This is a genomic window from Pseudarthrobacter sp. CCNWLW217 (assembly GCF_037203985.1).
In the GTDB taxonomy this organism is placed as follows: Bacteria; Actinomycetota; Actinomycetes; order Actinomycetales; family Micrococcaceae; genus Arthrobacter.
The window spans coordinates 345,900-372,834 of the sequence record NZ_JBBCBT010000003.1; the positions used below are offsets into that span (position 1 = coordinate 345,900).

Genomic DNA, 26,935 nt, shown 5'->3' on the forward strand with positions numbered 1-26,935 from the left:
CGGCGATGCACAGCGCGAAGGCATCTTCAAGGCCCTCCGGCGGTTCATGACGAAATATTTCCCTAGGTGACTTAGCGTTTCCGGGCCCTTTGTGACGCTATTCGGGTGGGACCTACAGTCGATGCATGACTGATACAGCTCTAGCCGGAGCGTCCGCGGACCCCGCTGCCGCCAAGCGCCCCGCTCGCCCTTCCCGCCCCGCCGCAAAGCCGCACGGGCAGTGGAAAGTGGACGGCAAAACCCCGCTGAACGCCAACGAAACCTGGAAACAGGAAGATGACGGCCTCAACGTTCGCGAGCGTATCGAGTCCATCTACTCCAAAGAGGGCTTCGATTCCATCCCCGGCCAGGACCTGCACGGCCGCTTCCGCTGGTGGGGCCTGTACACCCAGCGCAAGCCCGGGATCGACGGCGGCAAGACCGCAACGCTCGAACCGCACGAGCTCGAGGACAAGTACTTCATGCTCCGCGTCCGCATCGACGGCGGTGCGCTCACCACCGAGCAGTTGCGCGTCATAGGCCAGATTTCCGTTGACTTCGCGCGGGATTCCGCCGACCTCACCGACCGCCAGAACATCCAGCTGCACTGGATCCGCGTGGAGGACATCCCCGAGATCTGGACCCGCCTGGAAGGTGTTGGCCTGTCCACCACCGAAGCCTGCGGCGACGTGCCCCGTGTCATCCTGGGCTCCCCGGTGGCCGGCATCGCCAAGGACGAAATCATCGACCCCACCCCGCTCATCGCGGAACTGGGCGAGCGGTTCATCGGCAACCCGCTGCTGTCCAACCTGCCCCGCAAGTACAAGACCGCGATCACCGGCCACCCCAGCCAGGACGTGGTCCACGAGATCAATGACTTCGCCCTCGTGGGCGTTGAGCACCCCGAGCTTGGCGTCGGTTACGACCTCTGGGCCGGCGGAGCACTGTCCACCAACCCGATGCTCGGCAAGCGCCTCGGCGCGTTCGTCCGCCCGGAGGAAGCCGCCGAAGTATGGCTCGGCGTCACCAGCATCTTCCGCGACTACGGTTACCGCCGCATGCGCACCAAGGCACGCCTAAAGTTCCTGATGGCCGACTGGGGTCCGGAGAAGTTCCGCCAGATCCTCGAGGACGAATACCTCGGTTACAAGCTGGCCGATGGCCCCGCCGCCCCCAAGCCCACCTCACCGGGCGACCACATCGGCGTGCACGAGCAGAAGGACGGCAAGTTCTTCATCGGCGCCACCCCGCTGGCCGGCCGCCTCTCCGGCGGTCAGCTGGTAAAGCTCGCGGATACGCTTGAGGCCCGCGGCTCCTTCCGGCTGCGCACCACCCCGCACCAGAAGCTTGTGGTGCTGGATGTCGCCAAGGACCACGTTGAGCCGCTGGTTGCCGAGCTGGACGCCCTGGGCCTGTCCGCCCGCCCGTCCGTGTTCCGCCGCGGCACCATCGCCTGCACCGGCATCGAATACTGCAAGCTGGCCATCGTCGAAACCAAGGTCACCGCGGCCACCGCGGTTGCCGAGCTGGAACGCCGCCTGGCAGACCTCGCCGCTTCCGGCGAACTGCCCCACGCGCTGTCCCTGCACATCAACGGCTGCCCCAACTCCTGCGCCCGGATCCAGACCGCGGACATCGGCCTCAAGGGCATGATGCTTCCAACGCCCGACGGCGACCCCACCCCGGGTTTCCAGGTCCACCTCGGCGGCGGGCTGGCTTCCACCAGCCGCGAAGAGGCTGGCCTGGGACGCACCGTCCGCGGCCTCAAGGTCTACGTTGAAGACCTGCCGGACTACGTGGAACGCGTCGTCCGCACGTTTGTTGCCCAGCGTGCTGAAGGCCAGACCTTCGCCGAATGGGCGCACGCAGCAGATGAGGAGGCCCTCCAGTGACCGACACCCGACCTGCCACACTTCGCAGCCACGACGAGCTGAAAGCCCTCGCTGAGTCCGGGGCCGCCGAGCTCGGCTGGGACGCCCCGGCCCGCGACGTGATCGCGTGGGTGGAGCGCAACTTCGACCTTTCCTCAGTGGCTGTCGCGTGCTCCATGGCTGACGCCGTCCTTCCGGCGCTGGTCGCGGACCAGATGCCCGGCGTCGACGTCCTGTTCCTGGAGACCGGGTACCACTTTCCGGAAACCTACGCCACGCGCGATGAAGTGGCAGCGAACCTCCGCGTCAACGTTGTGGACGTGCTGCCGGAAAACACCGTGGAACAGCAGGACCGGCTCCTCGGCAAGGACCTCTTTGCCCGCGACGCCGCCCAGTGCTGCGCCCTCCGCAAAGTGGCCCCGCTCCGCCGCACCCTGGCCGGCTACGAACTCTGGTTCACCGGCGTGCGCCGCGACGAAGCCCCCACCCGGACCAACACACCGCTGGTCACGTGGGACGCAGTCAACGGCCTGGTCAAGGTCAACCCGGTGGCAGCGTGGACGTTCGACCAGCTGGTCCAGTACTCCGACGACAACCTCCTGCCCGTGAACCCGCTGCTTTCCCAGGGTTACCCCTCCATTGGCTGCCAGCCCTGCACCCGGAAGGTGGCGCCGGGCGACGACCCCCGCGCCGGCCGCTGGGCAGGGACCGACAAGACAGAATGCGGACTACACGTATGAGCACTTTCCTAACTGAGGAGACTACCCAGGTGACTGAAGCCGCCGTATCCACGCGCCTCTCCAGCCTGGACGCCCTTGAGTCCGAAGCCATCCACATCATCCGCGAAGTTGTGGCCGAGTTCGAGAAGCCCGCGCTGCTGTTCTCCGGCGGCAAGGACTCCGTGGTGATGCTGCACCTCGCCACCAAAGCGTTCTGGCCGGGCAAGGTTCCGTTCCCCGTGCTGCACGTGGACACCGGCCACAACTTCCCCGAAGTCATCGATTTCCGCGACCGCACCGTCGAACGGCTGGGGCTCAAGCTCGTCGTCGGCTCCGTGCAGGAGTTCATCGACCGCGGCGAGCTGGCCGAGCGCGCCGACGGCACCCGCAACCCGCTGCAGACCGTCCCGCTGCTGGACGCCATCTCGAAGAACAAGTTCGACGCCGTCTTCGGTGGCGGCCGCCGTGACGAGGACAAGGCCCGCGCCAAGGAGCGCATCCTGAGCCTCCGCGACGAGTTCGGCCAGTGGGACCCGCGCAACCAGCGCCCCGAACTGTGGAACCTCTACAACGGCCGCCACACCGTGGGCCAGCACGTCCGCGCGTTCCCCATCAGCAACTGGACCGAGCTGGACATTTGGCGCTACATCGAGCGCGAGAACATCGAGCTGCCCGGCCTGTACTACGCCCACAGCCGTGAAGTCTTTGCCCGCGATGGCATGTGGCGCGCCGTCGGCGAGGTTTCCCAGCCGCTGCCGCATGAAGAAGTCATCACCAAGACGGTCCGCTACCGCACCGTAGGCGACATGTCCTGCACCGGTGCCGTTGAATCGGCCGCAGCCACCGTGAGCGACGTTGTGATCGAAGTTGCCGCCTCCACCATCACCGAACGTGGTGCCACCCGTGCAGATGACCGCATCTCCGAGGCAGCCATGGAAGACCGCAAGAAGGATGGTTACTTCTAAATGAGCACCGAAACTTCACTCCTGGCCGCGGAGCTGGAAACAGCCCTGCCCACCACGCTGTTCCGCTTCGCCACAGCAGGATCGGTCGACGACGGCAAGTCCACTTTGGTGGGCCGCCTCCTTCACGACTCCAAGGCGATCCTCGCTGACCAGCTCGACGCCGTCGCCCGCACCTCCGCGGACCGCGGCTTCGGCGGCGCGGGTGCCACCGGCACCCAGGCGATCGACCTGGCCCTCCTCACCGATGGCCTGCGTGCCGAGCGTGAGCAGGGCATCACCATCGACGTGGCCTACCGCTACTTCGCCACCGACCAGCGCAGCTTCATCCTGGCCGACTGCCCCGGCCACGTTCAGTACACCAAGAACACGGTGACCGGCGCGTCCACTGCGGATGCCGTCGTCGTACTCATTGACGCCCGCAAGGGTGTCCTGGAGCAGACCCGCCGGCACCTGTCCGTGCTGCAGCTGCTGCGGGTGGCGCACGTGATCGTGGCCGTGAACAAGATCGACCTCGTGGACTTCAGCGAGTCCGTGTTCCGTGAGATCCAGGCCGACGTGCAGCAGGTGGCCCGTGAACTGGGCATCGGCGCGGCTGCGCTGGGGACCGCGGACCACATCGATGACCTGCTGGTGATCCCGGTGTCCGCCCTCGAGGGCGACAACGTGGTGGATCGTTCCGAGCGCACGCCCTGGTATGACGGCCCGGCCCTGCTGGAGGTCCTCGAAACCCTGCCGGCCGCCGACGAGATCGACACCCAGCTGGAGAGCTTCCGCTTCCCGGTGCAGCTGGTCATCCGCCCGCAGGGTGCGCTGGCTCCGGACGCCGTGGCTGCCGGCCTGGATGTTGAGGCATACCGCGACTACCGGGCGTACGCCGGCCAGATCACCGAGGGTTCGGTGAAGGTGGGGGACAAGGTTGCTGTGCTGACGCCCGGCCAGGCCCCCCGCACCACCACGGTGACGGGCATCGACTTCGCCGGAGAGTCACTGCAGGAGGCGTTCGCGCCGCAGTCCGTGGCGATCCGCCTGGCCGAGGAATTCGACGTCGCCCGCGGTGACACCATCGCCGCCGCCGGAACTGTCCGGGAGTCCTCCGCAGACCTCTACGCCGCGCTGTGCTGGCTTTCGCCCAAGCCTTTGCGGGAAGGTGCCAAGGTGCTGGTGAAGCACGGCACCCGCACCGTCCAGGCGCTGGTCCGCAACGTCAATGGCAAGCTGGACCTGGCTTCCTTCAAGCTTGAAGCAGCGTCCAGCCTGGAACTGAACGACATCGGCCACGCGCAGCTCCGGCTTTCCGCACCGCTGCCACTGGAGAACTACCTGCACCACCGCCGTACCGGCGCGTTCCTGGTGATCGACCCGCTGGACGGCAACACGCTGGCCGCGGGCCTGGTCAAGGACCACCCCGGCGACCACGAGGACGAGCGCTACTCCATCTGAGATTGTCCCGAAACCGCGGCTTGTTCGCAGATCCTGGCCTTCACGGGCCGGTTTTGCGAACAAGCCGCGGTTTTGTCGTTTTCGTATCCTTAAGGGTGGGAGGCGAAGCGTGGAGACCATCAACAGCAAGCTCATGAGCTGGGCCTCGATCCTGGACTCCAAGACCCTCGAGCAGGCGCTGTCCACCTCCACGCTGCCCTTCATCTACCCGCACCTTGCCCTGATGCCGGACGCGCACCTGGGCAAGGGCGCCACCGTGGGTTCGGTGATCCCCACCCTCCACGCCATCATTCCGGCCGCCGTCGGAGTGGACATCGGCTGCGGCATGATCGCCGTGCGGACCCAGTACTCCGTGAAGGAACTGCCCCGGGACCGGAAACGGCTGCGCGAGGACATCGAACGGGCCATTCCGCTATCCGCCGGCCACAACAACCGGTCAGTCCAGGCCACCGCCGAGCCACGGATCGCCGAGCTCAAGAAACTGGCGGCCACGGCGGGCTTCAACCCAGCCCAGTACCTGGCGAAGTGGGAACTGCAGCTGGGCTCCCTGGGGTCCGGGAACCACTTCATCGAGGTCTCCGCAGACGAGACCGACGCCGTCTGGCTGTTCCTGCACTCCGGCTCACGAGGCGTCGGCAACAAGATCGCCCAGCATCATATTGGCGTCGCCCAGCAGGTGACCCGGAAACGGGGGACCAGGCTGCCCGACCCCGACCTCGCCTACCTGGAGGAGGGCACGTCCGAGTTCAGGCGGTATATCGAGGAGCTGCGCTGGGCCCAGCATTTCGCGCTGCTGAACCGCGAGGAAATGATGGACCGGGTCATCACGCAGTTCAGCCATTGGGTGGGCGGGCATGTCAGGGAACGCGAACGCATCAATTGCCACCACAACTTCACCCAGCTGGAGACGCACTACGGCAAGTCCGTGTGGGTCTCACGCAAGGGAGCGATCAGGGCAGAGCCCGGCGATCCGGGACTTATTCCGGGTTCCATGGGGACGGCGTCGTACGTTGTGGAAGGCCAGGGCAACCCGGTGTCGCTGAATTCCTCGCCGCACGGTGCCGGCCGGGAGTACTCCCGGAACGCCGCCCGCAAGACCTTCACCCTCGCCGAACTGAAGGAGGCGATGCACGGGATCGAGTTCCGCGCCTCTGAGGCCTTCATCGACGAGATCCCGGCCGCCTACAAGCCCATCGATGTGGTGATGAGGGACGCCGCGGACCTGGTGAGGGTGCGGCACAAGCTGCGCCAGCTGGTCAACGTCAAGGGCAACTGAAGGCTCAGCTTGGGCAGCGAATGTGACGTCAGATGAACCTGCGTGACCCCCCGTTTCTGCTTCGTTGAACGGGCAATCGGCACTCCCTATGGTGAAACAATGACTAGTTCCAAGCCCGGGATGACCCGGATCGTGGCCGGTGAAAGCGCGGTGCCCAGGCGCAAGCGTGCCATTGAGGCTGCGTTGGCCATTGGGCTGGTCCTCCTGATCGCCGTCGGCGCCGTGGTGGCGTCCAGCATTTCGCGTAACACTGACGCCCAGGCCGCGACGCCGTCGCCCACCCCCGCTGAAGAACTGAAGCTCGGTTACTTCGGCAACATCACGCACGCCGCAGCACTCGTGGGCATCAACCAGGGCTTTCTGGCCAAGGAACTGGGCACCACGAAGCTCAGCACCGAAACCTTCAACGCCGGGCCGGCTGCCATTGAGGCCCTGAACGCCGGAGCCATCGACGCCGCCTACATCGGCCCGAACCCGGCCATCAACTCCTTCGTCAAGAGCCAGGGTGAATCCGTCAGCGTCATCGCCGGTGCTGCCGCCGGCGGTGCCCAGCTGGTGGTCCGGCCGGAAATCACTTCCGCCGCCGACCTCAAGGGCAAGACCCTCGCCTCGCCGCAGCTCGGCGGAACGCAGGACGTCGCGCTCCGCGCCTGGCTTGGTTCGCAAGGGTACGACACGAACGTTGACGGCAGCGGCGATGTGGCCATCAACCCCACCGAAAATGCCCAGACGCTCAAGCTGTTCCAGGACGGAAAGCTCGACGGCGCGTGGTTGCCTGAGCCGTGGGCCTCGCGCCTGGTGCTCCAGGCCGGAGCCAAGGTCCTGGTGGACGAAAAGGACCTCTGGGACGGTTCAGCGTCCGGCAAACCGGGGGAGTTCCCCACCACTATTCTGATCGTCAATAAGGCCTTCGCGGCGGCGCACCCGGACACGGTCAAGGCCCTCCTCCGCGGGCACGCCAAGTCCGTGGCCTGGCTCAACGACACCCCGTCTGCGGAAAAGGCGGCCGTCATCAATGCCGCGCTGCAGGAATCCGCTGGCGCCGCCCTGCCTGCCGACGTCATCGACCGGTCCCTGAAGAACATCATTTTCACGGTGGATCCGCTGGCCGGAACCTACCCCAAGCTCCTGAAGGACGGGGTGGACGCCGGCACCACCAAGCAGGCGGACATCAACGGCCTGTTCGACCTCCGGGCACTGAACGAAGTCACCGGAAAGTCGATCTCCGCAGCCGGCCTCGGCCAGGACTGACGACGCAACCGCACACCACCCCAGCAACCGCACCACCAACGTAAGGACGGGACCATGCCAGTCGTACTGGAGAACCTGGGCAAGCGCTTCGGCGACGGCGCCCCGGTGCTGGACGACGTCAACGCCAACATCGCGTCTGGCGAGTTTGTCGCCCTCCTCGGTGCTTCCGGCTGCGGCAAATCCACCCTGCTGAACATCATGGCGGGACTTGAGCTCCCGACGTCGGGCGCCTTGGAGGTGCCCAGCGACGGCGCAGCCTTTATGTTCCAGGACGCCGCCCTGTTTCCGTGGCTCACGGCCCGGGAGAATATCGAGCTGGCCCTGCAGCTGCGGGGAGTGGGCAAGGTCGAGCGCCGCGCCAAGGCCAACGAGCTGCTGGAGCTGGTGCACCTCGGCGGAGCCGGGGACAAGCGCCCGCACGAGCTCTCCGGCGGCATGCGCCAGCGTGTTTCGCTGGCACGCTCGCTCGCCCAGGACCGTCAGCTGCTGCTGATGGACGAGCCGTTCGCGGCCCTTGATGCCATCACGCGCGACCTCCTCCACGACGAGCTGGAACGCATCTGGAAGGAAACCGGGCGGACCATCGTTTTTGTGACCCACAACGTCCGCGAGGCGGTGCGGCTGGGCCAGCGCGTGCTGCTGCTGTCCTCCCGCCCGGGCCGGGTAGTGGAGGAATGGGCCGTCACCGAGGAACACCGAACCGACGCCGGCCTGGCCGGACAGCTGACCGGGGTCATCACCGCCCGGCTCCGGGAGGAGATTCGCCGCCATGCCAAATAACCCCACACCCCTGGCCGAGAGTAACGCTGTGGTGGAGCCTGCAGAGACGCAGCCCGAGTCCCGGCACATCCACGCAGCCTTGACCCGGACCTCCACCGGTCGCGAGGACCTGCGCGAGCTGGAATCCGGCCTGGACTCCCTGCAGTCCGACGCCGCCCGCAAGGCACGCATCGACTGGAGCCGTATCCTGCTGCCGGTTGCCGCCCTGGTGGTCCTGGTCCTGATCTGGCAGTTCTATGTCTCCCTTGGCGTGAAGCGCCGCGACCTCGTGCCCGGCCCGCTCGATGTCCTGGGCCAGGTCGGCGTCCTTTGGGGCGAAGGCAAACTCCAGGAAGCGGTCTGGACCTCGCTGCAGCGCGGGCTGGTCGGGTTCCTGATCAGCGTCGCCATCGCCACCCCGGTGGGACTCCTGCTGGCCCAGGTTGCTCCGCTGCGCCGGGCCTTCGGACCGCTGATTTCCGGGCTTCAGGTGTTGCCTTCGGTGGCCTGGGTTCCGGCCGCGATTATCTGGTTCGGACTGACCGACGCCACCGTCTACTTCGTGGTGTTCATGGGCGCCATCCCGTCCATCATCAACGGCCTGATCTCCGGCGTGGACCAGATTCCGCCGCAGTACCGCCGCGTGGGCACGGTCCTGGGCGCGAACCGCCTCCAGATGGCCGTGCAGATCATCCTGCCCGCGGCCCTTCCCGGCTACCTCGGCGGACTGAAGCAGGGCTGGGCGTTCTCGTGGCGTTCCCTGATGGCGGCGGAAATCATCGCCGTGGGCGGCACTATCGGCTTCGGCCTCGGCTCGCTGCTTGACCAGGGCCGCATCCTGTCCGACATGACCGTGGTGATGTCCGCGATCCTGCTCATCCTCGGCGTCGGCATCCTGATCGAACTGCTCGTCTTTGCACCGATTGAGAAGCGGCTCCTCCGCAGCCGCGGCCTCCTCTCCGGCAGCACGCGCTGACCCCTCCGAAAACTGGACTGCAGGGCCCGACGGCGAGTACCGCCGTCGGGCCCTGCTGTGTGCCGCCACCCAAAGGCGTAAGTTTTGGCCAGCCCGGATGCCCAGAGGCCCGGAAATCCGCGGGACCCAACGCCGGGCCGCCCCAAAAGTGACGCATTTGCGTCGCCGGGCACAAGCAGGATCACGGCCCTCGAGTTTCCAACCAGCTTCACGGACGAGCAGGTCAGCGGCCCGTTTAAGGCCTTCCGCCACGTCCATGAGTTCCAGTCCATGGCCACGGGCACCATCATGACCGACCGTGTGGAGTTCACGGCGCCGTTCGGGTTCCTGGGCCGGCTGGCGGAGAACCTGATCCTCCGGCGGTACCTGATGCGACTGATCAGCAACCGCGGCCGGTTCCTGGCAGGCACCGGTAGCCGAACTGGGGCACATTGACACGGCGCGGATTGAGCCTGCCCCGGGCCGAATCGCCGCCAACGTGCCCCACAACGGCGCCTTTTTGAGGCGCCGCCCTATGTGACGCAGCGTTACCTTACGTGAACTGGTGTTTCCGCGCCGTTGTTGGCGAATGTGACGGCGCCCTACCGTTGATCCATGGCAATTCAGGATATTTACCCCACAGCACTGCGGCTGCTCGGCCGCCCCGTGCTGGTGGTGGGCGGCGGACCCGTTGCCGCGCGCCGCGCCAAGGGGCTGCTCGACGCCGGTGCTCGCGTTACCGTCGTGGCTCCCGTTGCCTGCCAGGCCCTGGTGGAACTGGCCGACTCCGGCCTCCTCACGTGGGAGCCGCGCACGTACCTTCCGTCCGACGTCGACGGCGTCTGGTTTGTCCAGACGGCCACGGGCAATTCCGCCGTGGACACCCAGGTTTCAGCCGACGCCGAGGCGCAGCGCATCTGGTGCGTCAACGCCTCCGACCACGAAGCCTCAGCCGCGTGGACCCCCGCCGTCGCCGTAGTGGACGACGTACAGATTGCGGTGAACGCCGGGGGAGACCCGCGCCGGGCCATGGCATTGCGCAACGCCGTTGCCACCGCCCTGGAAACGGGGGATCTCCCGCTGCGCCGCCGTCGGGCTCCGAAAAACGCAGGTTCCGTTGCCCTCGTGGGCGGCGGGCCGGGCGACACCGGCCTCATCACCGTCCGCGGCCGCCGCCTCCTGGGCCAGGCCGACGTCGTGGTGGCAGACCGCCTCGGCCCGCGCGAACTGCTTAACGAACTCGCTCCGGATGTCCGCGTCATCGAGGTGGGCAAGACCCCGGGGAATCATCCTGTGCCGCAGGCCGGGATCAACCGGATCCTTGTCGAAGAAGCCCTCAAGGGCCACCGAGTGGTTCGGCTCAAGGGCGGCGACCCGTACGTCCTGGGCCGCGGTGGTGAGGAAGCCGAATATTGCCGGCAGCACGGCGTCGAGGTTGAAGTGGTCTCCGGCGTCACGTCCGCGATCTCCGTTCCCGCCGCTGCAGGTATTCCCGTGACGCACCGCGGCCTGGCCAAGGGCTTCAGCGTGGTCACCGGCCACGAGGAACTTTCCGAAGTCCCGGCCCGTCCTGACCACACCGTAGTCCTGCTGATGGGAGTGGCCGCCCTCCGGGATTCCGCTGCCGCCCTGGCCGCCGCCGGTTTGCCTCTGGACACTCCAGTTGGCATCGTTGAGAACGGCTATCTGCCGAATCAGCGCGTGACCATCGGCACGCTCGGTTCCATCGCCGACCAGGCGGAAGCCACCGGCGTCGCGAATCCCGCAGTGATTGTGATCGGTGACGTGGTGCGCGTGAGCCCTTTCGCGCCTTCGCACTTCAAGACAGCCGACTACAGCACCACCAGCCCGAACAAGCCCCGAGTCCTCACCACCTAGCCCCCACCCAACTAGGTAGCAGCAGATGTTGTTTTGAGCCCTCATAACGACATCTACTGCTACCTAGTTGGGCCGGAACGAAGAAAAGGAACACAGCCGTGTCAACCAGCACCACCGTAGGATCTGCCGAGCGTCCGCTGCGCGTTGCCGTTGTGGGCTCCGGCCCGGCAGGCGTCTACGCTGCGGACATCCTCACCAAGAGCGAAGCCGTCAAGAGCGGCGAACTCACCGTGAGCATCGACCTCTTTGACCGCTACCCGGCACCCTACGGCCTCATCCGCTACGGCGTGGCCCCGGACCACCCCCGCATCAAGGGCATCGTCAACGCCCTGCACAAGGTCCTGGACCGGGGGGATATCCGATTCTTCGGCAACGTGGACTATGGCACGGACCTCTCCATCGAGGACCTCCGCACACATTACGACGCCGTCATCTTCGCTACGGGCGCCATCAAGGATGCGGACCTGAACATCCCCGGCATCGAACTGGACGGCTCCTACGGCGGCGCGGACTTCGTCTCCTGGTATGACGGCCACCCCGACGTCCCGCGTGAATGGCCGCTGGACGCGAAGGAAATCGCCGTGATCGGCAACGGCAACGTGGCACTGGACGTGGCCCGTGTCCTCTCTAAGCACGCCGATGACCTGCTGGTCTCCGAAATCCCGGACAACGTCTACGCCGGCCTGAAGAACTCGCCCGTCACGGACGTGCACGTCTTCGGCCGCCGTGGCCCCGCCCAGGTGAAGTTCACCCCGCTGGAGCTGCGCGAGCTGTCCCACTCCAAGGACGTGGACATCATCCTGTACGCCGAGGACTTCGAGTTCGATGAGGAATCGGATCGCCTGATCCAGAGCAACAACCAGGTCAAGACCATGGTGGGCACGCTCACCAACTGGATCGCCGAGCAGCCCGAGGACCTCTCCGAGCTCACCGCCTCCCGCCGCCTGCACCTGCACTTCCTGCACAGCCCGGTGGAAATCTACGACGACGCCGAGACGCCGGGCAAGGTGGCCGGCATGAAGTTCGAGCGCACGGAGCTGGATGGGACGGGTAACGCCCGCGGCACCGGCGAGTTCGTGGACTACCCGGTCCAGGCCGTGTACCGCGCCATCGGCTACTTCGGTTCGGCCCTGCCGGAGATCGAGTTCGACCACAAGAAGGGTGTTGTCCCGAACGACGGCGGACGCGTCCTGGATGCCGCAGGCACCCATGTGCCGGGTATCTACGCCACTGGCTGGATCAAGCGCGGTCCGGTCGGCCTCATCGGCCACACCAAGGGCGACGCACTGGAGACGGTGACATACCTGCTGGAAGACCGCGAAAACCTTCCGGTTGCCGCTGTTCCCGAGGCGGACGCCGTCGTTGAACTCCTCGACTCCCGCGGCGTAAAGTTCACCAGCTGGGAAGGCTGGCTTGCGCTGGACGCCCACGAGCTTGCGCTGGGTGCCGCAGCCACGGAAGCTGGCGGATCCCACGGTGTTGAGGTCAAGCGTGAGCGCATCAAGGTAGTGCCGCGCGAGGACATGGTGGCCATCTCCCGCGACGGCGTAGCCGCGAACGTCTGATTTCGGACCGGTTCCCGCTCCACACGGCGCGAACCGGCAGTTACCGACTCCAAACCGCAAGTTTGGAGTCATCCGCTGCCGGTTCGCGCTTTTGCGTTAACCCGGCTGGGCTAGCTCCCCGCCCCGCCGGCGGCCATCAGTTCCAGCCGGCTGAGGGTCTCACGGTTCCGAACGTCGATCAGCGGGTCGCGCAGCACCTTGGGAACCAGCTTGCCAGGTCCGCGGATGGCATCCTCGGTAATGGAGACTCGACACTGAGTGCCCAGGTCCTCCAGCGTGATCATCACTTTTGCTTCACCCAGCGGCCAGCCGCGGGCCACCAGTTCCAGGGAGCGGCCGGGCTCGACGGCGACAACGCGGGTGCTGTCGTTGATCACCAGCGGCCAGGCGCCCACTGAGTGGTGGAGCCTGGCGCCGGCCTCGGGCCAGTGCGCATCCACGGCCCGGATGCGGGAGGCGCCCACTACCCAGCCCGAGTACAGCCAGCCGTCGGCGATCACCTTCCAGACGACGTCGGCAGGAGAGTTGAACAGGCGGCTCACGGTTGACATGGGTTTTTCCTCCATTGGTGGTTACATCCGGCCGAAACGCGCCCGGACCAGCGCGAACATGCCATAGCAAATGAAGCCCGCCCCGATCGCGACGAGCAGGTATGGGCCAAACGGGTGGTCGCGGAGCGCCTTGAGGCTTCCGTCCAGGCCGGTGGATTCTTCGGGGCTCTGTTTGCCGGCCGCGATGACAAACAGCAGCCCGGCCAGGTTCAGCGCCACGCCCTTGGCCACGTGGCCGGCAACCCCCAGCGAGTCGATCAGGCGGCCACGGCGTGTCCCGTCAAACCGGAAGAGCTCCTTCTTGAACCCGCGCCGCAGGCCCTTGACCACGAAATAGACGCCCACGCCCATGGTGGTCAGCCCTACGGCCACCAGCACAGGCAGCCCGAGCGGGGCGTTCAGGAGTGCGGTGCTGAAGTCCCGGGTGGTGTCTCCCGAGTCCCCGCGCATGCCGATGGCAAAGCCAGCAAAGCTCAGGCCCACGCTTCCGTAGGCAATTGTCAGGCAGCCTGACGAGATCAGCTTCCCGAGCCGCTTCGTGCCGGACCGGTGCCGTGCCCGCAGCGTTGCTTCGCTCAGTTGCCACAGTGCCAGGCCGGTGCAGGCAATGACGCAGGCCCACAGTACCGCGGGGCCCCAAGGGTTTGCGGCCAACTGCTCTATGGCGCCGGTCGCCTCCGCCTGACCCGCCTGGCCGAAAGCGAGGGCAATGGCAATAGCGCCAACAATGATGTGAAGCAGGGCCATCACGGCAAATCCGGAGCGCGCCACGATGTCCAGCGCCTTGGTGTCCGACGCCTCCTCGACGGCGTCTGCCGCCTCGCTGATGCTGGATTCCCCGTCTGCCATGAGTCAGCCGTTCATGGGCCCTTCGGCATGCATCTTCCCGGCACCGGGGCCTTCCACGTGCACGGTGCAGCGGACCACGAGCTTGCCGGGAGCGTGGTCCAGCTCCACCAGGCTGTCATGGGCGCTGAGGGCCGTGAAGACTTCTGAGCCTTTAACCACCGTTACGCCTTTGGCTTTTGCTGTCGCCGTCGCGTTTTCCAACGCTTCCTTCTCCAGGCCTGCCAGGTACGACTCGTCATCTTGGCGGGCGGGGTCCCCGAATGCCCAGCCAAATAAGGTCCCAGTGTTGTCCATGGCGACGATATTACGCGTAACAGTGCTGGAAGTCGGGGTTTCGTAACATTAGTAAGTGTGCTTACCATAGCCTGACCATGACCTTTATTGGACACGGTTAATAAAGACCGCACCCGCGGCATTTCGGAACCAGTTCGACGTTAGGAAACCACATCATGGCAGGAAATCTTGTTGCCCGGTCCGTTCACGACCTGAGCGCTGCGGCATGGTTCGGCGGTTCGCTGATGGGAGCGATCGGGCTCAACGGGGCAGCCGCGGAAGCCAAGGATCCGGCGGAACGCACGAGGCTCTCCAGTTCCGGCTGGATGAAGTGGGCGCCCATCCAGACGGCAGCATTCGCTTCACACTTGGTGGCCGACCTCGCCATCGCCTGGGAGAACAAGGGCCGTATCGCCAAGCAGGAGGGTGTGGCCCGGGACACCGCGATTAAGACGGCGGTGACAGTCGCCGGCGCTGCAGTAACGCTCTATGCTGGCCTCCTTGGCAAGAAGGTGGACAAGCTCGCCGATGAGGGCGAGCGGCGCTACGGAACCCGCGCCGGAGGCGTCCGAGGAGCTGAAGTCGGCACAGCAGCAGCTCAAGATGCTGCAGTGGACCATACCGGCCTTCGCCGCATTGGTCATCATCCTGGGTGCGAAGCACGGCGAGATGCAGCGGCCCAAGAACGTCTTCGCCGGCCTCCGCTCCTAAACGGCACCGGGAAGTACGACGGCGGTCCGGCACCCAGGTGCCTGGCCGCCGTCGGGCGTTCCCCTGCGGAAGCCCTGATGCCGGTGTCAGACGGGCTGGCTGTTGGGCGGCGGGAGGTCCGGGTTCATGTCCTGGAGGTCAGGATCTTCCGCAGTCCACACCTGGATGATGGCCCAGGCCACAGCGGCCAGCGGGACGGCCAGCACCGCGCCCACGATGCCCGCGAGGATGGTGCCAGCGGTCAGTGCCATCAGGATCACCAGGGCGTGGAGCTGGAGGGACTTGCCCATGACGACAGGCTGCAGGAAGTCGCCCTCCAGTTGGTTGACGGCCACAACCACCGCGACGACGATCAGCGCCACCACGGGGCCGTTGGCAACGAGGGCAACCAGTGCCGCGAGGATGCCCGCCACCGTTGCCCCCACCAGCGGAATGAAGGCGGTCATAAAGACGATGATGGCCAGCGGGAATGCCAGCGGTACTTGCAGGATGAGGAGCGCTGCGCCGATTGCTACTGCATCCACCAGGGCCACGATGGCGGTGCCACGGACATAACCGCCCAGCACCTCCAGGGTGCGGCTTCCCACGCGGCGGAGTTTCGCTTCGCGCTCACCCTTGAACGGCCGGAGGAAGAAATTCCAGATCTTGGCGCCGTCCTTGAGGAAGAAGAACAGGATGACCACCATCAGGATGGTCCCGGTGATGAACTCGGTAACCACGGACAGGCCGGTGATGGCGCCTGAGCGGACCTGGCTGCTCGTAGCGAATTGAATGATCCCCTCACGCGCCTGGTTTAGCTGCTCCTGGTCGATGGGCACGGGACCATTGCGCAGGAAGTTCTCCAGTTCGTCCAGGCCTGAAGAGGCCTGCTGCGCCAGCTCTGTCCATTGGCTACGGACCGAGAAATAGATCACCGTGGAGACGCCGCCGAGCAAAATGAGGAGGGCAACAAAGGCAATGCCCGTTGCGGCAGCGCCCGGTATGCCTCGGCGCCGAAGCATGTTCACGAACGGGCCGATGGCTGCGGCCAGGATCAGCGCGATCAGGACCGGAATCACCAGGAGCTTAATCTGCATCAGGGCGTAGACCGAGACCACGGCGACGGCCAGAATCAGCAGGACCTGGGCGGAGCGGATGCCTACCCTGCCCAGTGAGTCGGCCCACAAGGCGCTGGCCGGTTTGGATTCCTTCACCCGGCTGGCGGCTGCGGGCTTCGGCTGGGCCGCTTCATCGGTTGGTGCCGGCTGCGGGTTCTCACTGCCCGGCCCGCGTTCGGTCAGGCGTGGTGCTCGCGCCATGGGAACTCCTCATCGTCAAGCGGGGGCCTGGGTGCGGGGGCGCAACGCAGGCATAACTACCTCACTAGGATCGTAAGCCTACTGACCGATTCGGCGCCGACGAAACCCCGACGAAACCCCGTGCCGCCGGGCTACGCCCCGAGCCACTCCGCGCAGGAGTTCAGGTTCCGGTTGACGCTGGCCACGGCCGCCTCCCCGTCGCGTGCCTCAATGGCGTCCACCAGGGCGCCGTGGCCCTCATCGGGGAGTCCGTCAAAGCCGGCGCGGCGCTGCTGGTTCAGGAGGTCGTCGTGGAAAACGTGGCCGAAGCTGACATAGAGCTCGTGCAGTAGCGGATTACCGGAAGCCTGGGCCACACGTTCGTGGAAACCCCAGTCGGCGCGGGCCCATGCCGCATAATCGGCCGCGTGCCAGGCCTCAGCACGTTCGGCGAGCAGGGCGCGCATTGCGGAGACGTCGTCGGCCGTGGCATGCCGGGCGGCGAGGCGGGCAGCCTGGGTGTCCAACCCCACCCGCACCTCAAGGATGTGTGCCTCGGTGTGATCCTGGTACATGCGCCGCGCCGCGCCGGACATTTCGCTGGTGGCGCGGACGTAGGTGCCGTCCCCACGCCGGACTTCCAGCATGCCGCTGTGGGCCAGGGCCTTGATTGCTTCGCGGAGCGTACCGCGGGAGACGCCCAGCTTGGCCATCAATTCGGGTTCGGACGGGATCCGCTGCTGGAGCGGCCATTCACCGGAGTGGATCATGGCCCGCAGTTTGGCGGTGATTTCGTCGGCAAGCGGCTGGCGGTGCGAGGTGCTCAGGGTCATGATGTCCTACTTCTTCTGAGCGGCCGGCCGGCCACTGATCAGGTGCGCAACAACGATCTGGACCAGGGCGAGGCCCAGCAGGATGGCCAGCGGCAGCGTCCAGCCGCCGGTGGCACTATGCAGCAGCCCTGTGCCGAAGGGGCCTGCGGTAGCCAGCAGGTATCCAGTGGACTGGGCGAGGGTGGAAAGCGCCGTGGTCTCCGCCGTGCTCTCGCCGCTGCGGCTGATCATCACCATCACCAGCGGGAATATTCCCAAACCGAAGCCCAGCAGGACGGCAGGGACCACGGCGAGCGTGACGGGCAGGAATAGCAGCAGCGCCATGCCCACGGCCATGGTGACGCTGGCCAGGTAAAACGCCGGGCGGAGCATCCGGGGCCGGGAGCCGATGGCAATCAGGACCATCCCGGCGGGCACGGACACCAGCTGCATCAGACCGTACATCAGGCCGCTGGCGGAGGCGCTGAGCCCCATGGTGGTGAGCATGTACGGGAACCAGCTCAGCAGGGCGTACGCGAGCAGGGCCTGGAGGGTGAAGATCGCGGTGAGGAGCAGCCCCTTGCGGGTGCGCAGCAGCGGCCACGGCGAGATGGGAACAGCCTTGGTGCGCGTGCTGTTGCGGTGCGCGTGCAGGACTACGGGCAGGAAGCCCAGGAACGCCGCCATGGCCATGATGCCGATCGCTCCGACGGCGGCCGAAGGCGAGCCGAGTGCCTGGGCGAGAGGGACCACGGCGACGGCGGTCACAGTGGCCCCGGTGGTCATGGTCACCGTATACAGGGCGGTCATGAGCGACGTACGGTGGGCGAAGTGCTCGCGGATGAAGGACGGCATGGCAACGTTGCAGACGGCCAGCCCGGACATGCCCAGGACCGTCCCGGCCACCAGTGCGCCCGTGGCCGGAATGCCCCGGACCATCAAGCCGCCGGCCAGCATGGCCAGCGCCAGCAGGATGGCCTTCTCCACGCCCAGCCGCCCCGTGAGCCAGGACGTGCCCGCGCCCGCCACCGCGAAACACAGCGTGGGAATGGACGGAATGATCGACGCCACCAGCGGCCCGTAGCCGAGCACCAGCTGCAGATCGTGCAGCAGCGCCGACGCCCCGGTGATCCCGGCTCGGAGGTTCAGGCCAATCAGCACCAGCGCAATGACACCGAACGCGACGGCGGTGCGCGGTTTGGGTGGTGAAGCTTCAAGTGCTGAGGGGGCAGGGGCGGCGATGGGCATCTTCTAAGGTTAGACGTTAGACGTTTGATGTCTACGGTTTTGTGGTGAATCTCTCCCGTCGTTAACTTCGGGGCAATAGACTCGTGGCCACGGCATATCCGGGCAACCTGGTCCGGAGGCGCCGCACTGATGCGGAAGGACGGCCTGCAGTGGTTTCCGAGGGAGTCGAGATCGAAAAGAAGTACGACGTCGGCGCGTCGGCCGAGGTACCTTCGCTCACCGATGTGCCGGGGGTGGCGCGCGTGGGGGAGCCGCGCACGGCAACCCTGGATGCAGTGTACTTTGACACGGGCCGGCATACCCTGGCTTCCCGGCGGATGACCTTGCGGCGGCGGACCGGCGGTGCCGATGCCGGCTGGCATCTGAAGCTGCCGCCCGAAGCCGCCCCGGAAGCGCCGGCGACCGATCCTGATTCAGCACCCCAGCAGCGGCGCGAGCTTCATGAGCCGCTGGGCCAGCCCGACGTCGTGCCTGACAGGCTGATGGCCCACCTGCGCGCCTACCTGCGCGGTGACACTGTGGCACCTGTGGTCAGGTTGGAAACCGAGCGGACCACGCACCCGCTGTATGGCGAGGACGGCACGCACCTCGCGGACCTCCTCGATGACCGGGTCAGCGCCGCGTTGCTTGGTGCGGAGGACGGGCCGGGCAGTACGCAGCAGTGGCGTGAATGGGAACTTGAGCTCGTGCACGGCAGCCCCGACCTCTTCCCTGCAGCGGCGGCGGTCCTGGCCGATGCAGGAGCGCAGCCCTCGGAACACGCGTCCAAGCTCGCGCGGGCGCTCGCCGGCGCGCCGGGCCAGGATCCCACTGACACAGCGGTTCCCGCCGTTCCGGTGCCGGGCAAGAAATCGCCTGCCACCGCCGTCGTGACGGCCTACCTTGCCGCGCAGATCCGGGAAATCCTGGTGCACGATGCGGGTGTCCGGCTGGAGGAGCCCGAAGCGGTGCACGACATGCGCTCAGCCGCCCGCCGGGCACGCTCGGCGCTCGCGGCTTACCGCCGGCTCTACGACGCCGTGACAGTCCGGCGGCTGCGGGATGAACTCAGACTGCTCGGCAGGCTCCTCGGGGAACCGCGCGACGCCCAGGTCATGTTGGACAGGATCCGCGGGCACATCGGCGACCTTTCGCCAGAGGATGCCGCAGCCGCAGGGAAGGGCTGGCTCGAGAAGGAACTGGGCGATACCCTGGACACCGGCTATCGGAAGCTCCAGAAGGCCCTCCTATCCGAGCGTTACTACAGGCTCCTTGACGATCTCGAAAGCTTCCGCGACCACCCCCCGGTCCGTCCGGAAGGTGCCTCTTCAGGACGCAGGATTTCGGGCAAGGCGGTCAATAAGGCCGCCAAACGCTTGCGCCGGTCGCACCGCGACGCGAAGAACGCGCGCCGCGGTGCCCCACATGAGACCGCCCTGCACCAGGTCCGCAAGAATGCCAAGAAACTGCGGCATGTGGCGGAATCGGCGGGCCCGGTCTATGGCAAGCGCGCGGCTAAGGTCGCCAAGGCCGCGCACCAGCAGCAGCAGGCACTCGGCGATTTCCACGACAGCGTCATCGCCCGGGACCTCCTGGCTGGGTGCGCCGCCGCGTCCGGCGTGCCGGAACCGGTCGCGTCTGCGTACGTCACGCTCAAGACCCGGCAGGTACAGCTCGCCGCCGCCGCCGAGAAGAAGTACCTGAAGGTGCGCAAGAAATCCAAGAAGCGGCTCAAGGCGGGAGTGCTCTAGGCCCCAACTAGGTAGCAGCAGATGTCGTTATGAGCCCTCATAACAGCATCTGCTGCTACCTAGTTGGGCGGGGGACGGGGGCTACTTGCCTTGCCGGCCCCCGAGCCGGGCCACCGCCAGGGCAAGCCACAGCTGTACCCGGTCCGCCGTGACTGAGGGATCGTAGCCGGTCAGCTCGGTGATCTGGGCCAAGCGGTAGCGCACGGTGTTCCGGTGCAGGGTCAGGGCCTCGGCGACGGCGGCCACCGAACCGTTGTTGCTGAGGTAGCTCTCCAGCGTGGTCATCAGTTCCGCGCCGTGGGCGGAGTCGAAGGCCCGCAGCGGATTGAGGGACTCGTTGGCCATGTCCGCCAGCGGGACGTCCTCGCTGGCCAGCAGCAGCGAGGTCAGGCTGAGGCGTTCGGGCTCGTTCACCGGCAGGCCGTGGCTGGCCGCGTCGCGGGCCTCAAAGTAGCTCCAGCGCAGGCCGTTGGGCTTGGTGTACGCGCCGCCGATGCCGATCGTCGCATGGATGCCCGCCTCAGCCAGGTGATCGCTGAGTTTGCGGGCCAGCGCAGGTGCCGCGCCGCCGTCGTCGTTAATCACCACTGCCAGGTCCTTCCCGACGACGGCGGCCACCGCGTTCTCCAGGGGCTGCGGCACCGAGGTGCTCACCAAGGCCTTGTGGTGGGCAGCGGAGACAGCCAGGAGCACCACGTTCTTGCGCGTGCTGTTCAGCCCCACGCCGGCAAGACGCCGCTGGGCCTCGCTGGTTTCGAGGGCGCCGTGGATGACGTCCTCCAGTACCTGGCCGCACAGTGCGCGTTGGGCCTGGCGCTGCTTGACCATGTTGTTCAGCTCCACGCTGATCAGGTTCTGGGCGTAACCGATGATGCCTGAGTCCTCGAACGGCTGGCGTACCCACAGCGTGCAGGCATCGCGCCGGCCGGTAGGGATCGGGTAGGAGGCCCACGTGTCCGCGGAGGGGTGCTCCTTGCTGCTGTTGTAGAGCTGCGCCGTGAACTGGGTGAGTGCGATGTCGGTCCGGAGCATGCTGCCCAGGTGCTTCAGGAGCTCCGCCAGGCCGCCGCCGGTCAGGAGCGCACGGGCCAGGACCTGGTGCCCGGCGATCAGCCGCTCCAGTTTGGAGTAGTGGTCCGCGGACTGGGCATCCGCCACGAGCTTGCCGATGGCAATGAACGGGGTCTCATAGGGGACTTCCACCATCGGCAGGCCCCAGCGGTTTGCCTCGGCAATCATCGCTGGCGGGACGACGTCGTGCGAGAGGCCGATACCGAATCCGATCCCCACTGCCCCGGCGCGCTGGACCTGCCGGACAAACCTGCGCTGCTCCGGCGCTGACTTCAGGCGCAACCCCGTGGTGAGCACCAGTTCACCGCCGTTGATGAACCGCTGCGGATCCTCAAGTTCGGTCACGGCCACCCAGTTGATGTCCTGGTGCCAGGTGGTCTCGGCGAGGCCTGCCTTGGACAGGTTCAGGGAGCTCACGCCAAGGAGAGCAGCGAGGGAAATGGCCATGGTTCCAAGGATAACCGGACGCTGGTCAACCGCACTAAACATTTCCCCCAAGGGTGTGCAGGTGGCTATTCCCTGGCCAAGGGCGCTGGCATAGGCTCAAAGCAGTCGCATCCATCCGCTTCGCAGCTGATGATTCCTATGAAAGAGGTTGCACACCGTGGTTCAAACCTTGCAGAACTTCATCAACGGTGAGTTCGTCACGCCCGCCGGCACCAGCCTGCTGGACATCGTCAATCCCACCAACGGCGAGGTCGTGGCGCAGTCGCCCGTCTCCATCCAGGCGGACGTTGATGCGGCCATGACAGCCGCCAAGGATGCGTTCAAGAGCTGGAAACACGTCACCCCCGGCCAGCGCCAGCTCATGCTGCTCAAGCTCGCCGACGCCATCGAAGCCAACAGCGACGAACTCGTCGAAGCGCAGCACCGCAACACCGGCCAGGTCCGCTCACTCATCGCCTCCGAGGAAATCGCCGCCGGCGCCGACCAGCTCCGCTTCTTCGCCGGCGCCGCCCGCATCCTTGAAGGCAAGTCCGCCGGCGAGTACTTCGAAGGCCACACGTCCTACGTGCGCCGCGAGCCCATCGGCGTCGTGGCCCAGGTCGCGCCCTGGAACTACCCCTTCCTGATGGCCATCTGGAAGATCGGCCCCGCCCTGGCCGCCGGCAACACCGTGGTCCTCAAGCCTTCGGACACCACGCCGGAATCCACCCTCGTGCTGGCCCGCCTCGCAGGGGACATCCTCCCAGCCGGCGTGCTGAACGTGGTGCTCGGAACCGGTGAAACCGGCGCGATGATGGTGGACCACAAAGTCCCCGGGCTGGTCTCCATCACGGGCTCGGTCCGCGCCGGCATCGCCGTGGCATCCGGCGCTGCGAAGGGCCTCAAGCGCGCCCACCTGGAACTCGGCGGCAAGGCCCCGGCCATCGTCTTCAAGGACGCCGACATCAAGAAGAGCGCGGCGGCCATCGCGGAATTCGCCTTCTTCAACGCCGGCCAGGACTGCACCGCCATCACCCGCGTGCTGGTGGAGGACTCAGTCCACGACGACGTCGTGGCGGCCATGGTGGAACACACCAAGACCCTGCACACGGGCTCGCAGAACGATGAAGAGAACTACTTCGGCCCGCTGAACAACGTGAACCACTTCAAGGCCGTCACGTCCGTGGTGGAGCACCTCCCGGAGAACTGCAAAATTGTCACCGGCGGCCACCGTGCGGGGGAGAAGGGTTTCTTCTTCGAACCCACCATCGTCACCGGCGCGAAGCAGACGGACGACATCGTCCAGAAGGAAACGTTCGGCCCGGTTATCACGGTGCAGAAGTTCAGCACCGAGGAAGAAGCGGTGGAGCTGGCGAACGACGTCGACTACGCCCTGGCCTCCAGCGTCTGGACGTCCGACCATGGCACGGCCATGCGCCTGAGCCGCGACCTGGACTTCGGTGCAGTGTGGATCAACACCCACATCCTGCTCACCGCCGAGATGCCGCACGGCGGCTTCAAACAGTCCGGCTACGGCAAGGACCTTTCCATGTACGGCGTTGAGGACTACACGCGCATCAAGCATGTGATGAGTGCGCTTGATGCATAACCCAGCCGCCTAGTCCCCACTGGCCCCCCAACCTTTTCGCCTCACCCCAGCTTTGAAGAAAGGCTTCGCCATGACCACCACCGCAAGTGAAATCACCTTCCGCCTGGAGCAGAAGCGCCGCGTCCAGGCGGACTTCCCGGGTCCCAAGTCCGTGGCCCTGACCGAACGCCGCAAGGCAGTGGTCGCCGCCGGAGTTGCCTCCAGCGTTCCCGTCTACGTTGCGGACGCCGACGGCGGCATCATCCACGACGTCGACGGCAACTCCTTCATCGACCTCGGCTCGGGCATCGCGGTGACGAGCGTCGGCGCGTCCGATCCTGCCGTCGTCGGTGCCGTGAAGGAAGCCGTGGAGCACTTCACCCACACGTGCTTCATGGTCACCCCGTACGAAAGCTACGTTGCCCTCGCCGAGCAGCTCAACCGCCTAACCCCGGGCGAGCACGAGAAGCGCACTGTGCTGTTCAACTCCGGTGCCGAGGCAGTGGAGAACGCCGTCAAGGTGGCCCGCCTCGCGACCGGGCGTGACGCCGTCGTCGCCTTTGACCACGCCTACCACGGCCGCACCAACCTGACCATGGCGCTGACGGCCAAGGCCATGCCGTACAAAACCAACTTCGGCCCGTTTGCGCCCGAGGTCTACCGCATGCCCATGAGCTACCCGTACCGCGAGGAAAACCCCTCGATCACCGGTGCCGAGGCTGCCAAGCGTGCCATCACCATGATCGAGAAGCAGATCGGCGGCGACCAGGTGGCCGCCATCATCATCGAGCCCATCCAGGGCGAAGGCGGCTTCATCGTTCCGGCGGACGGCTTCCTGCCGGCGCTGGCCGACTGGGCCAAGGAGAAGGGCATCGTCTTCATCGCCGACGAGGTCCAGTCCGGCTTCTGCCGCACCGGCGAATGGTTCGCCGTTAACCACGAGGGCGTTGTCCCGGACATCATGACCATGGCCAAGGGCATTGCCGGCGGCATGCCGCTGTCCGCCATCACCGGCCGCGCCGACCTGCTCGACGCCGTCCACCCCGGCGGCCTGGGCGGGACCTACGGCGGTAACCCGGTGGCCTGTGCCGCCGCACTCGCTGCCATCGGCTCCATGGAGGAGTACAACCTCGCCGGCCGGGCCCGCCACATCGAGACCCTCGCAACCGGGCGCCTGCAGGCACTCCAGTCCGAGCTGGCCGGCGCCGGCAACGCCGTGATCGGGGACATCCGCGGCCGCGGCGCCATGCTGGCCATCGAACTGGTCCAGGCCGGCTCCAAGGAACCCAACCCGGAGCTGACCAAGGCCGTGGCTGCTGCCTGCCTCAAGGAGGGTGTCATCATCCTCACCTGCGGCACGTACGGCAACGTCATCCGCCTGCTGCCTCCGCTGGTCATCACCGACGAGCTGCTGAACGATGGCCTGGACGTCCTGGCCGCCGCCATCAAGGCCAACGCCTAGGACGCACCGCCACAGAGTTAGCGCCCCCTCGCAACGGCGCGAACAAGCATGTGAGGCCCTGGAAACTGATGTTTCCAGGGCCTCACGTGTCCGCGCTTCAGGGGGTTGAGGTGCGGGCCAGCTTCCTGGCCACGGAGTTCTTGCGCGTGGCGCGGAGCATGTCCACTGTGAGGACCAGCAGCGCGAGCCACACCACGCCGAAGCCGATCCAGCGCTCCAGCGTCATGGCCTCCCGGAACACCACAAGCGCCACAATGAACTGGAGGATGGGCGCGAAGTACTGCAGCAGCCCAATGGTGGTCATCGGCAGTCGCCGTGCGGAGGCGCCGAAAAACAGCAACGGCACGGCGGTGATGACTCCGGAGGCCAGCAGGAGCCAGAAGTGCCCGGGACCGTAGCTGGTCAGCGTGGCCGTGCCGCTGACGCCCAGCCACACCATGGTGGCGGCGGCCAGCGGGGTAAGGACCATGGTCTCCACGCTGAGGGAAGTCACGGCGTCGACCTTTGGGCCCACGCGTTTCTTCACAAAACCGTACAGGCCGAAGCTTACGGCCAGCGTCAGCGCTATCCACGGGAGCTTGCCGTAGGACACTGTCAGCACACCGACGGCAATAAACCCGATTCCGACGGCGGCCCACTGCAAGGGACGCAGCTTTTCCTTCAGGACGAACACGCCGAGCAGCACGGACACCAGAGGGTTGATGAAGTAGCCCAGGGAGGCTTCCACCGCCTGGCCGGTGGTCACGCCGTAGGTGTACGTCAGCCAGTTCACGGCGATGAGGACGGCCGCAATAGTGAGGGTACCGAAGACCGAACGGTCGCGGAACGCTCCGGTGAGCGCCCGCCACGAGCGGGTGACGGTAATGAGGAGCGCGCAGAAAATCAGTGACCAGACCACGCGGTTGGCCACGATTTCCACTGCGCCGGCCGGCTGCAGGACAAAGAAGTACACGGGGAGCAGCCCCCACAGGCCGTAAGCGCCGATGCCGAAAGCGATTCCCGCCGTCGTCTCCTTGTCCACGGCCTTGAGCCCGGGAGCCGGCATGCCCTGCCTGGACGCGGTTGGCCGGGTTGAATTCAACCGGGCGCTGGGGGCGGGGGAGGAGACGGATCCGTCGGGAGTAGGCACCTAACCGATAACACCAGTCGGTGGACAGGTATTCCAAGAACTGGTCAGTATGCTTGCTTTTATGAGAAGGACGAATCCCCAGGAGGCCTCGGCGTGAGGCTCCGCCGCAGCAACGCCTCCGGACGCGGCTACCGCCGGGTTGCCGCAGGAAAAGGCTTCAGCTACCGCGATTTGGACGGCTCCACGGTGCCGCCCGGGCCCGTACGGGACAGGCTCGAAAGCATCGGGATCCCGCCGGCCTGGACTGACGTATGGATCGCGCCCTTCGACAACGGGCACATCCAGGCGACGGGCCTGGACGCCGTGGGCCGGCGGCAGTACATTTACCACCCCGAGTGGCGGGAGCGGAAAGACCGGGTGAAGTTCGACCGTGCCCTCCAGTTGGCGGAGTCACTCCCCACAGCCCGGCGCCTGGTTACCCTGGACCTGCGCAGGGAGGGGCATAGCCGCGAGCGCGTCCTGGCCGCGGCCTTCCGGATGCTGGACAGCGGATCCCTGCGGGTGGGCTCGGAGCGGTACACGAATGAGAACGGCAGCCACGGCCTGGCCACCCTCCTGTGTGCCCACGTGCACGTCCGCAAGGAGTGCCTGGAGCTGAAGTTTCCCGCCAAGAGCGGCAAGGACTGGGAATCGGAAATCCACGACGCCGACCTCGCCGCCCTGGTGCGCACGCTCAAGCGGCGGGGCGGCAACGCCCGGCTGCTTGCCTACAAGAATGGCCGCAGCTGGCATCCGGTCACCAGCGCCGACATCAACGGCTACGTCAAGGAACGAACAGGATCGGACTTTACCGCCAAGGACTTCCGTACCTTGCGCGGCACGGTTGCAGCTGCAGTGAGCCTGGCCCGCAGCGGTCCGCAAAAGACCGTGGCGGCCCGGAAGCGGGCCATCAGCGTGGCCATGACGGAGGCGGCTGAGGTGCTTGGGAACACGCCGTCGATTGCGCGCAAAAGCTACGTCGATCCGCGGCTGCTGGACCATTTCGCTGCGGGGGAGACCATCGACCCCAAACGCGTGGACTCCGCCGAGGCGGAGTTGCGGGCGCTGCTGTACCGCGAAGGGGATGTAGTGCCGCTGCAGAAAAGCGGCTGAGGCCTGCGTCACGGGTTACCCCGTCCGGCCCCGTAGACATTTAGAATGGGGCATTGTG

General features: G+C 66.4%; 23 protein-coding genes and 1 pseudogene. 16 read left to right on the plus strand and 8 right to left on the minus strand.

Annotated features, from left to right (window positions below; translation table 11 throughout):
- The first annotated feature begins 125 nt into the window (after nt 1–125).
- From V9L18_RS05945 to V9L18_RS05995, 11 genes are all read left to right on the plus strand, one after another.
- On the plus strand, nt 126–1,871 hold the full coding sequence (locus V9L18_RS05945) for a nitrite/sulfite reductase (protein WP_337346244.1): 1,746 nt from the start codon (nt 126–128) through the stop codon (nt 1,869–1,871).
- Nucleotides 1,868–2,590 (plus strand): phosphoadenylyl-sulfate reductase, encoded by a 723-nt coding sequence (locus tag V9L18_RS05950; RefSeq protein WP_337346245.1) that lies wholly within the window; start codon nt 1,868–1,870, stop codon nt 2,588–2,590. Before V9L18_RS05945 ends, V9L18_RS05950 begins: the two co-directional genes overlap by 4 nt.
- Nucleotides 2,587–3,534 carry a sulfate adenylyltransferase subunit CysD gene (gene cysD, locus V9L18_RS05955; protein WP_337346246.1) on the plus strand — a complete coding sequence of 316 codons (948 nt, stop codon included), beginning with the start codon at nt 2,587–2,589 and terminating at the stop codon, nt 3,532–3,534. The genes V9L18_RS05950 and cysD overlap by 4 nt, the downstream gene beginning before the upstream one ends.
- Nucleotides 3,535–4,974, plus strand: a complete 1,440-nt coding sequence (locus tag V9L18_RS05960) for a sulfate adenylyltransferase subunit 1 (protein ID WP_337346247.1) — start codon at nt 3,535–3,537, stop codon at nt 4,972–4,974. It abuts the gene before it with no gap.
- A 109-nt stretch (nt 4,975–5,083) separates the two neighbouring features.
- Complete coding sequence (locus V9L18_RS05965) at nt 5,084–6,250, plus strand: RtcB family protein (RefSeq protein ID WP_337346248.1); 1,167 nt, start codon at nt 5,084–5,086, stop codon at nt 6,248–6,250.
- 120 nt (nt 6,251–6,370) lie between these two features.
- Nucleotides 6,371–7,501 (plus strand): ABC transporter substrate-binding protein, encoded by a 1,131-nt coding sequence (locus V9L18_RS05970; RefSeq protein WP_337346292.1) that lies wholly within the window; start codon nt 6,371–6,373, stop codon nt 7,499–7,501.
- 54 nt (nt 7,502–7,555) lie between these two features.
- The gene (locus V9L18_RS05975) at nt 7,556–8,281 is read left to right on the plus strand and encodes an ABC transporter ATP-binding protein (RefSeq protein ID WP_337346249.1); all 726 of its coding nucleotides are present in this window, start codon (nt 7,556–7,558) and stop codon (nt 8,279–8,281) included.
- A complete protein-coding gene (locus V9L18_RS05980) occupies nt 8,271–9,236 on the plus strand; it encodes an ABC transporter permease (RefSeq protein WP_337346250.1) in 966 nt (321 codons plus the stop codon). Before V9L18_RS05975 ends, V9L18_RS05980 begins: the two co-directional genes overlap by 11 nt.
- Nucleotides 9,237–9,320: 84 nt before the next feature.
- Nucleotides 9,321–9,671: an SRPBCC family protein gene (locus V9L18_RS05985; protein WP_337346251.1), complete on the plus strand. Its 351-nt coding sequence runs from the start codon at nt 9,321–9,323 to the stop codon at nt 9,669–9,671.
- A gap of 159 nt (nt 9,672–9,830) precedes the next feature.
- On the plus strand, nt 9,831–11,093 hold the full coding sequence (cobA, locus tag V9L18_RS05990) for a uroporphyrinogen-III C-methyltransferase (RefSeq protein ID WP_337346252.1): 1,263 nt from the start codon (nt 9,831–9,833) through the stop codon (nt 11,091–11,093).
- Between the two features lie 98 nt (nt 11,094–11,191).
- Nucleotides 11,192–12,658, plus strand: a complete 1,467-nt coding sequence (locus V9L18_RS05995) for an FAD-dependent oxidoreductase (RefSeq protein WP_337346253.1) — start codon at nt 11,192–11,194, stop codon at nt 12,656–12,658.
- A 110-nt stretch (nt 12,659–12,768) separates the two neighbouring features.
- Here the strand turns inward: V9L18_RS05995 and V9L18_RS06000 are convergent, their stop codons facing one another.
- Genes V9L18_RS06000 through V9L18_RS06010 form a run of 3 tightly spaced genes read right to left on the minus strand, consistent with a single transcriptional unit; the run spans nt 12,769 to nt 14,352 of the window.
- Entirely contained in the window at nt 12,769–13,209 is a 441-nt protein-coding gene (locus V9L18_RS06000; protein WP_337346254.1) for an SRPBCC family protein, read from the minus strand.
- Between the two features lie 21 nt (nt 13,210–13,230).
- Nucleotides 13,231–14,058 (minus strand): DUF1206 domain-containing protein, encoded by an 828-nt coding sequence (locus V9L18_RS06005; RefSeq protein WP_337346255.1) that lies wholly within the window; start codon nt 14,056–14,058, stop codon nt 13,231–13,233.
- 3 nt (nt 14,059–14,061) lie between these two features.
- Nucleotides 14,062–14,352 (minus strand): hypothetical protein, encoded by a 291-nt coding sequence (locus V9L18_RS06010; protein WP_337346256.1) that lies wholly within the window; start codon nt 14,350–14,352, stop codon nt 14,062–14,064.
- 155 nt (nt 14,353–14,507) lie between these two features.
- Between V9L18_RS06010 and V9L18_RS06015 the strand changes: the two are divergent.
- Nucleotides 14,508–15,042, plus strand: a pseudogene (locus V9L18_RS06015) (hypothetical protein).
- 86 nt (nt 15,043–15,128) lie between these two features.
- Here the strand turns inward: V9L18_RS06015 and V9L18_RS06020 are convergent.
- The 3 genes from V9L18_RS06020 to V9L18_RS06030 form a co-directional block, all read right to left on the minus strand.
- On the minus strand, nt 15,129–16,340 hold the full coding sequence (locus V9L18_RS06020; RefSeq protein WP_337346257.1) for an AI-2E family transporter: 1,212 nt from the start codon (nt 16,338–16,340) through the stop codon (nt 15,129–15,131).
- A 131-nt stretch (nt 16,341–16,471) separates the two neighbouring features.
- Complete coding sequence (locus V9L18_RS06025; protein ID WP_337346258.1) at nt 16,472–17,152, minus strand: FadR/GntR family transcriptional regulator; 681 nt, start codon at nt 17,150–17,152, stop codon at nt 16,472–16,474.
- 6 nt (nt 17,153–17,158) lie between these two features.
- Nucleotides 17,159–18,379, minus strand: a complete 1,221-nt coding sequence (locus V9L18_RS06030) for an MFS transporter (protein ID WP_337346259.1) — start codon at nt 18,377–18,379, stop codon at nt 17,159–17,161.
- A gap of 149 nt (nt 18,380–18,528) precedes the next feature.
- Here V9L18_RS06030 and V9L18_RS06035 point away from each other — a divergent pair, with 149 nt between their 5' ends.
- Nucleotides 18,529–20,109, plus strand: a complete 1,581-nt coding sequence (locus V9L18_RS06035) for a CYTH and CHAD domain-containing protein (protein WP_337346260.1) — start codon at nt 18,529–18,531, stop codon at nt 20,107–20,109.
- 81 nt (nt 20,110–20,190) lie between these two features.
- Here V9L18_RS06035 and V9L18_RS06040 read toward each other — a convergent pair whose 3' ends face one another.
- Nucleotides 20,191–21,627, minus strand: coding sequence for a PucR family transcriptional regulator (locus V9L18_RS06040; RefSeq protein WP_337346261.1), 1,437 nt, complete (start codon nt 21,625–21,627; stop codon nt 20,191–20,193).
- Between the two features lie 157 nt (nt 21,628–21,784).
- On the opposite strand from V9L18_RS06040, the gene V9L18_RS06045 reads away from it, so the two are divergent.
- A complete protein-coding gene (locus V9L18_RS06045; RefSeq protein WP_337346262.1) occupies nt 21,785–23,215 on the plus strand; it encodes a gamma-aminobutyraldehyde dehydrogenase in 1,431 nt (476 codons plus the stop codon).
- A gap of 70 nt (nt 23,216–23,285) precedes the next feature.
- Nucleotides 23,286–24,656 (plus strand): 4-aminobutyrate--2-oxoglutarate transaminase, encoded by a 1,371-nt coding sequence (gene gabT, locus V9L18_RS06050; RefSeq protein WP_337346263.1) that lies wholly within the window; start codon nt 23,286–23,288, stop codon nt 24,654–24,656.
- 97 nt (nt 24,657–24,753) lie between these two features.
- On the opposite strand, the gene rarD is transcribed toward gabT, so the two are convergent.
- Entirely contained in the window at nt 24,754–25,701 is a 948-nt protein-coding gene (rarD, locus tag V9L18_RS06055) for an EamA family transporter RarD (protein ID WP_337346293.1), read from the minus strand.
- Between the two features lie 177 nt (nt 25,702–25,878).
- Here rarD and V9L18_RS06060 point away from each other — a divergent pair, with 177 nt between their 5' ends.
- The gene (locus tag V9L18_RS06060) at nt 25,879–26,877 is read left to right on the plus strand and encodes a DNA topoisomerase IB (protein WP_337346264.1); all 999 of its coding nucleotides are present in this window, start codon (nt 25,879–25,881) and stop codon (nt 26,875–26,877) included.
- The last annotated feature ends 58 nt before the right edge of the window (nt 26,878–26,935 follow it).

Coding starts and splice junctions, on each gene's coding strand:
- V9L18_RS05945 (WP_337346244.1), top strand. CDS start 126: ATGACTGATACAGCTCTAGCCGGAGCGTCCGCGGACCCCGCTGCCGCC.
- cysD (WP_337346246.1), top strand. CDS start 2,587: ATGAGCACTTTCCTAACTGAGGAGACTACCCAGGTGACTGAAGCCGCC.
- V9L18_RS05960 (WP_337346247.1), top strand. CDS start 3,535: ATGAGCACCGAAACTTCACTCCTGGCCGCGGAGCTGGAAACAGCCCTG.
- V9L18_RS05970 (WP_337346292.1), top strand. CDS start 6,371: ATGACCCGGATCGTGGCCGGTGAAAGCGCGGTGCCCAGGCGCAAGCGT.
- V9L18_RS05975 (WP_337346249.1), top strand. CDS start 7,556: ATGCCAGTCGTACTGGAGAACCTGGGCAAGCGCTTCGGCGACGGCGCC.
- V9L18_RS05980 (WP_337346250.1), top strand. CDS start 8,271: ATGCCAAATAACCCCACACCCCTGGCCGAGAGTAACGCTGTGGTGGAG.
- cobA (WP_337346252.1), top strand. CDS start 9,831: ATGGCAATTCAGGATATTTACCCCACAGCACTGCGGCTGCTCGGCCGC.
- V9L18_RS06000 (WP_337346254.1), bottom strand. CDS start 13,209: ATGTCAACCGTGAGCCGCCTGTTCAACTCTCCTGCCGACGTCGTCTGG.
- V9L18_RS06005 (WP_337346255.1), bottom strand. CDS start 14,058: ATGGCAGACGGGGAATCCAGCATCAGCGAGGCGGCAGACGCCGTCGAG.
- V9L18_RS06010 (WP_337346256.1), bottom strand. CDS start 14,352: ATGGACAACACTGGGACCTTATTTGGCTGGGCATTCGGGGACCCCGCC.
- V9L18_RS06020 (WP_337346257.1), bottom strand. CDS start 16,340: ATGGCGCGAGCACCACGCCTGACCGAACGCGGGCCGGGCAGTGAGAAC.
- V9L18_RS06025 (WP_337346258.1), bottom strand. CDS start 17,152: ATGACCCTGAGCACCTCGCACCGCCAGCCGCTTGCCGACGAAATCACC.
- V9L18_RS06030 (WP_337346259.1), bottom strand. CDS start 18,379: ATGCCCATCGCCGCCCCTGCCCCCTCAGCACTTGAAGCTTCACCACCC.
- V9L18_RS06040 (WP_337346261.1), bottom strand. CDS start 21,627: ATGGCCATTTCCCTCGCTGCTCTCCTTGGCGTGAGCTCCCTGAACCTG.
- gabT (WP_337346263.1), top strand. CDS start 23,286: ATGACCACCACCGCAAGTGAAATCACCTTCCGCCTGGAGCAGAAGCGC.
- rarD (WP_337346293.1), bottom strand. CDS start 25,701: ATGCCGGCTCCCGGGCTCAAGGCCGTGGACAAGGAGACGACGGCGGGA.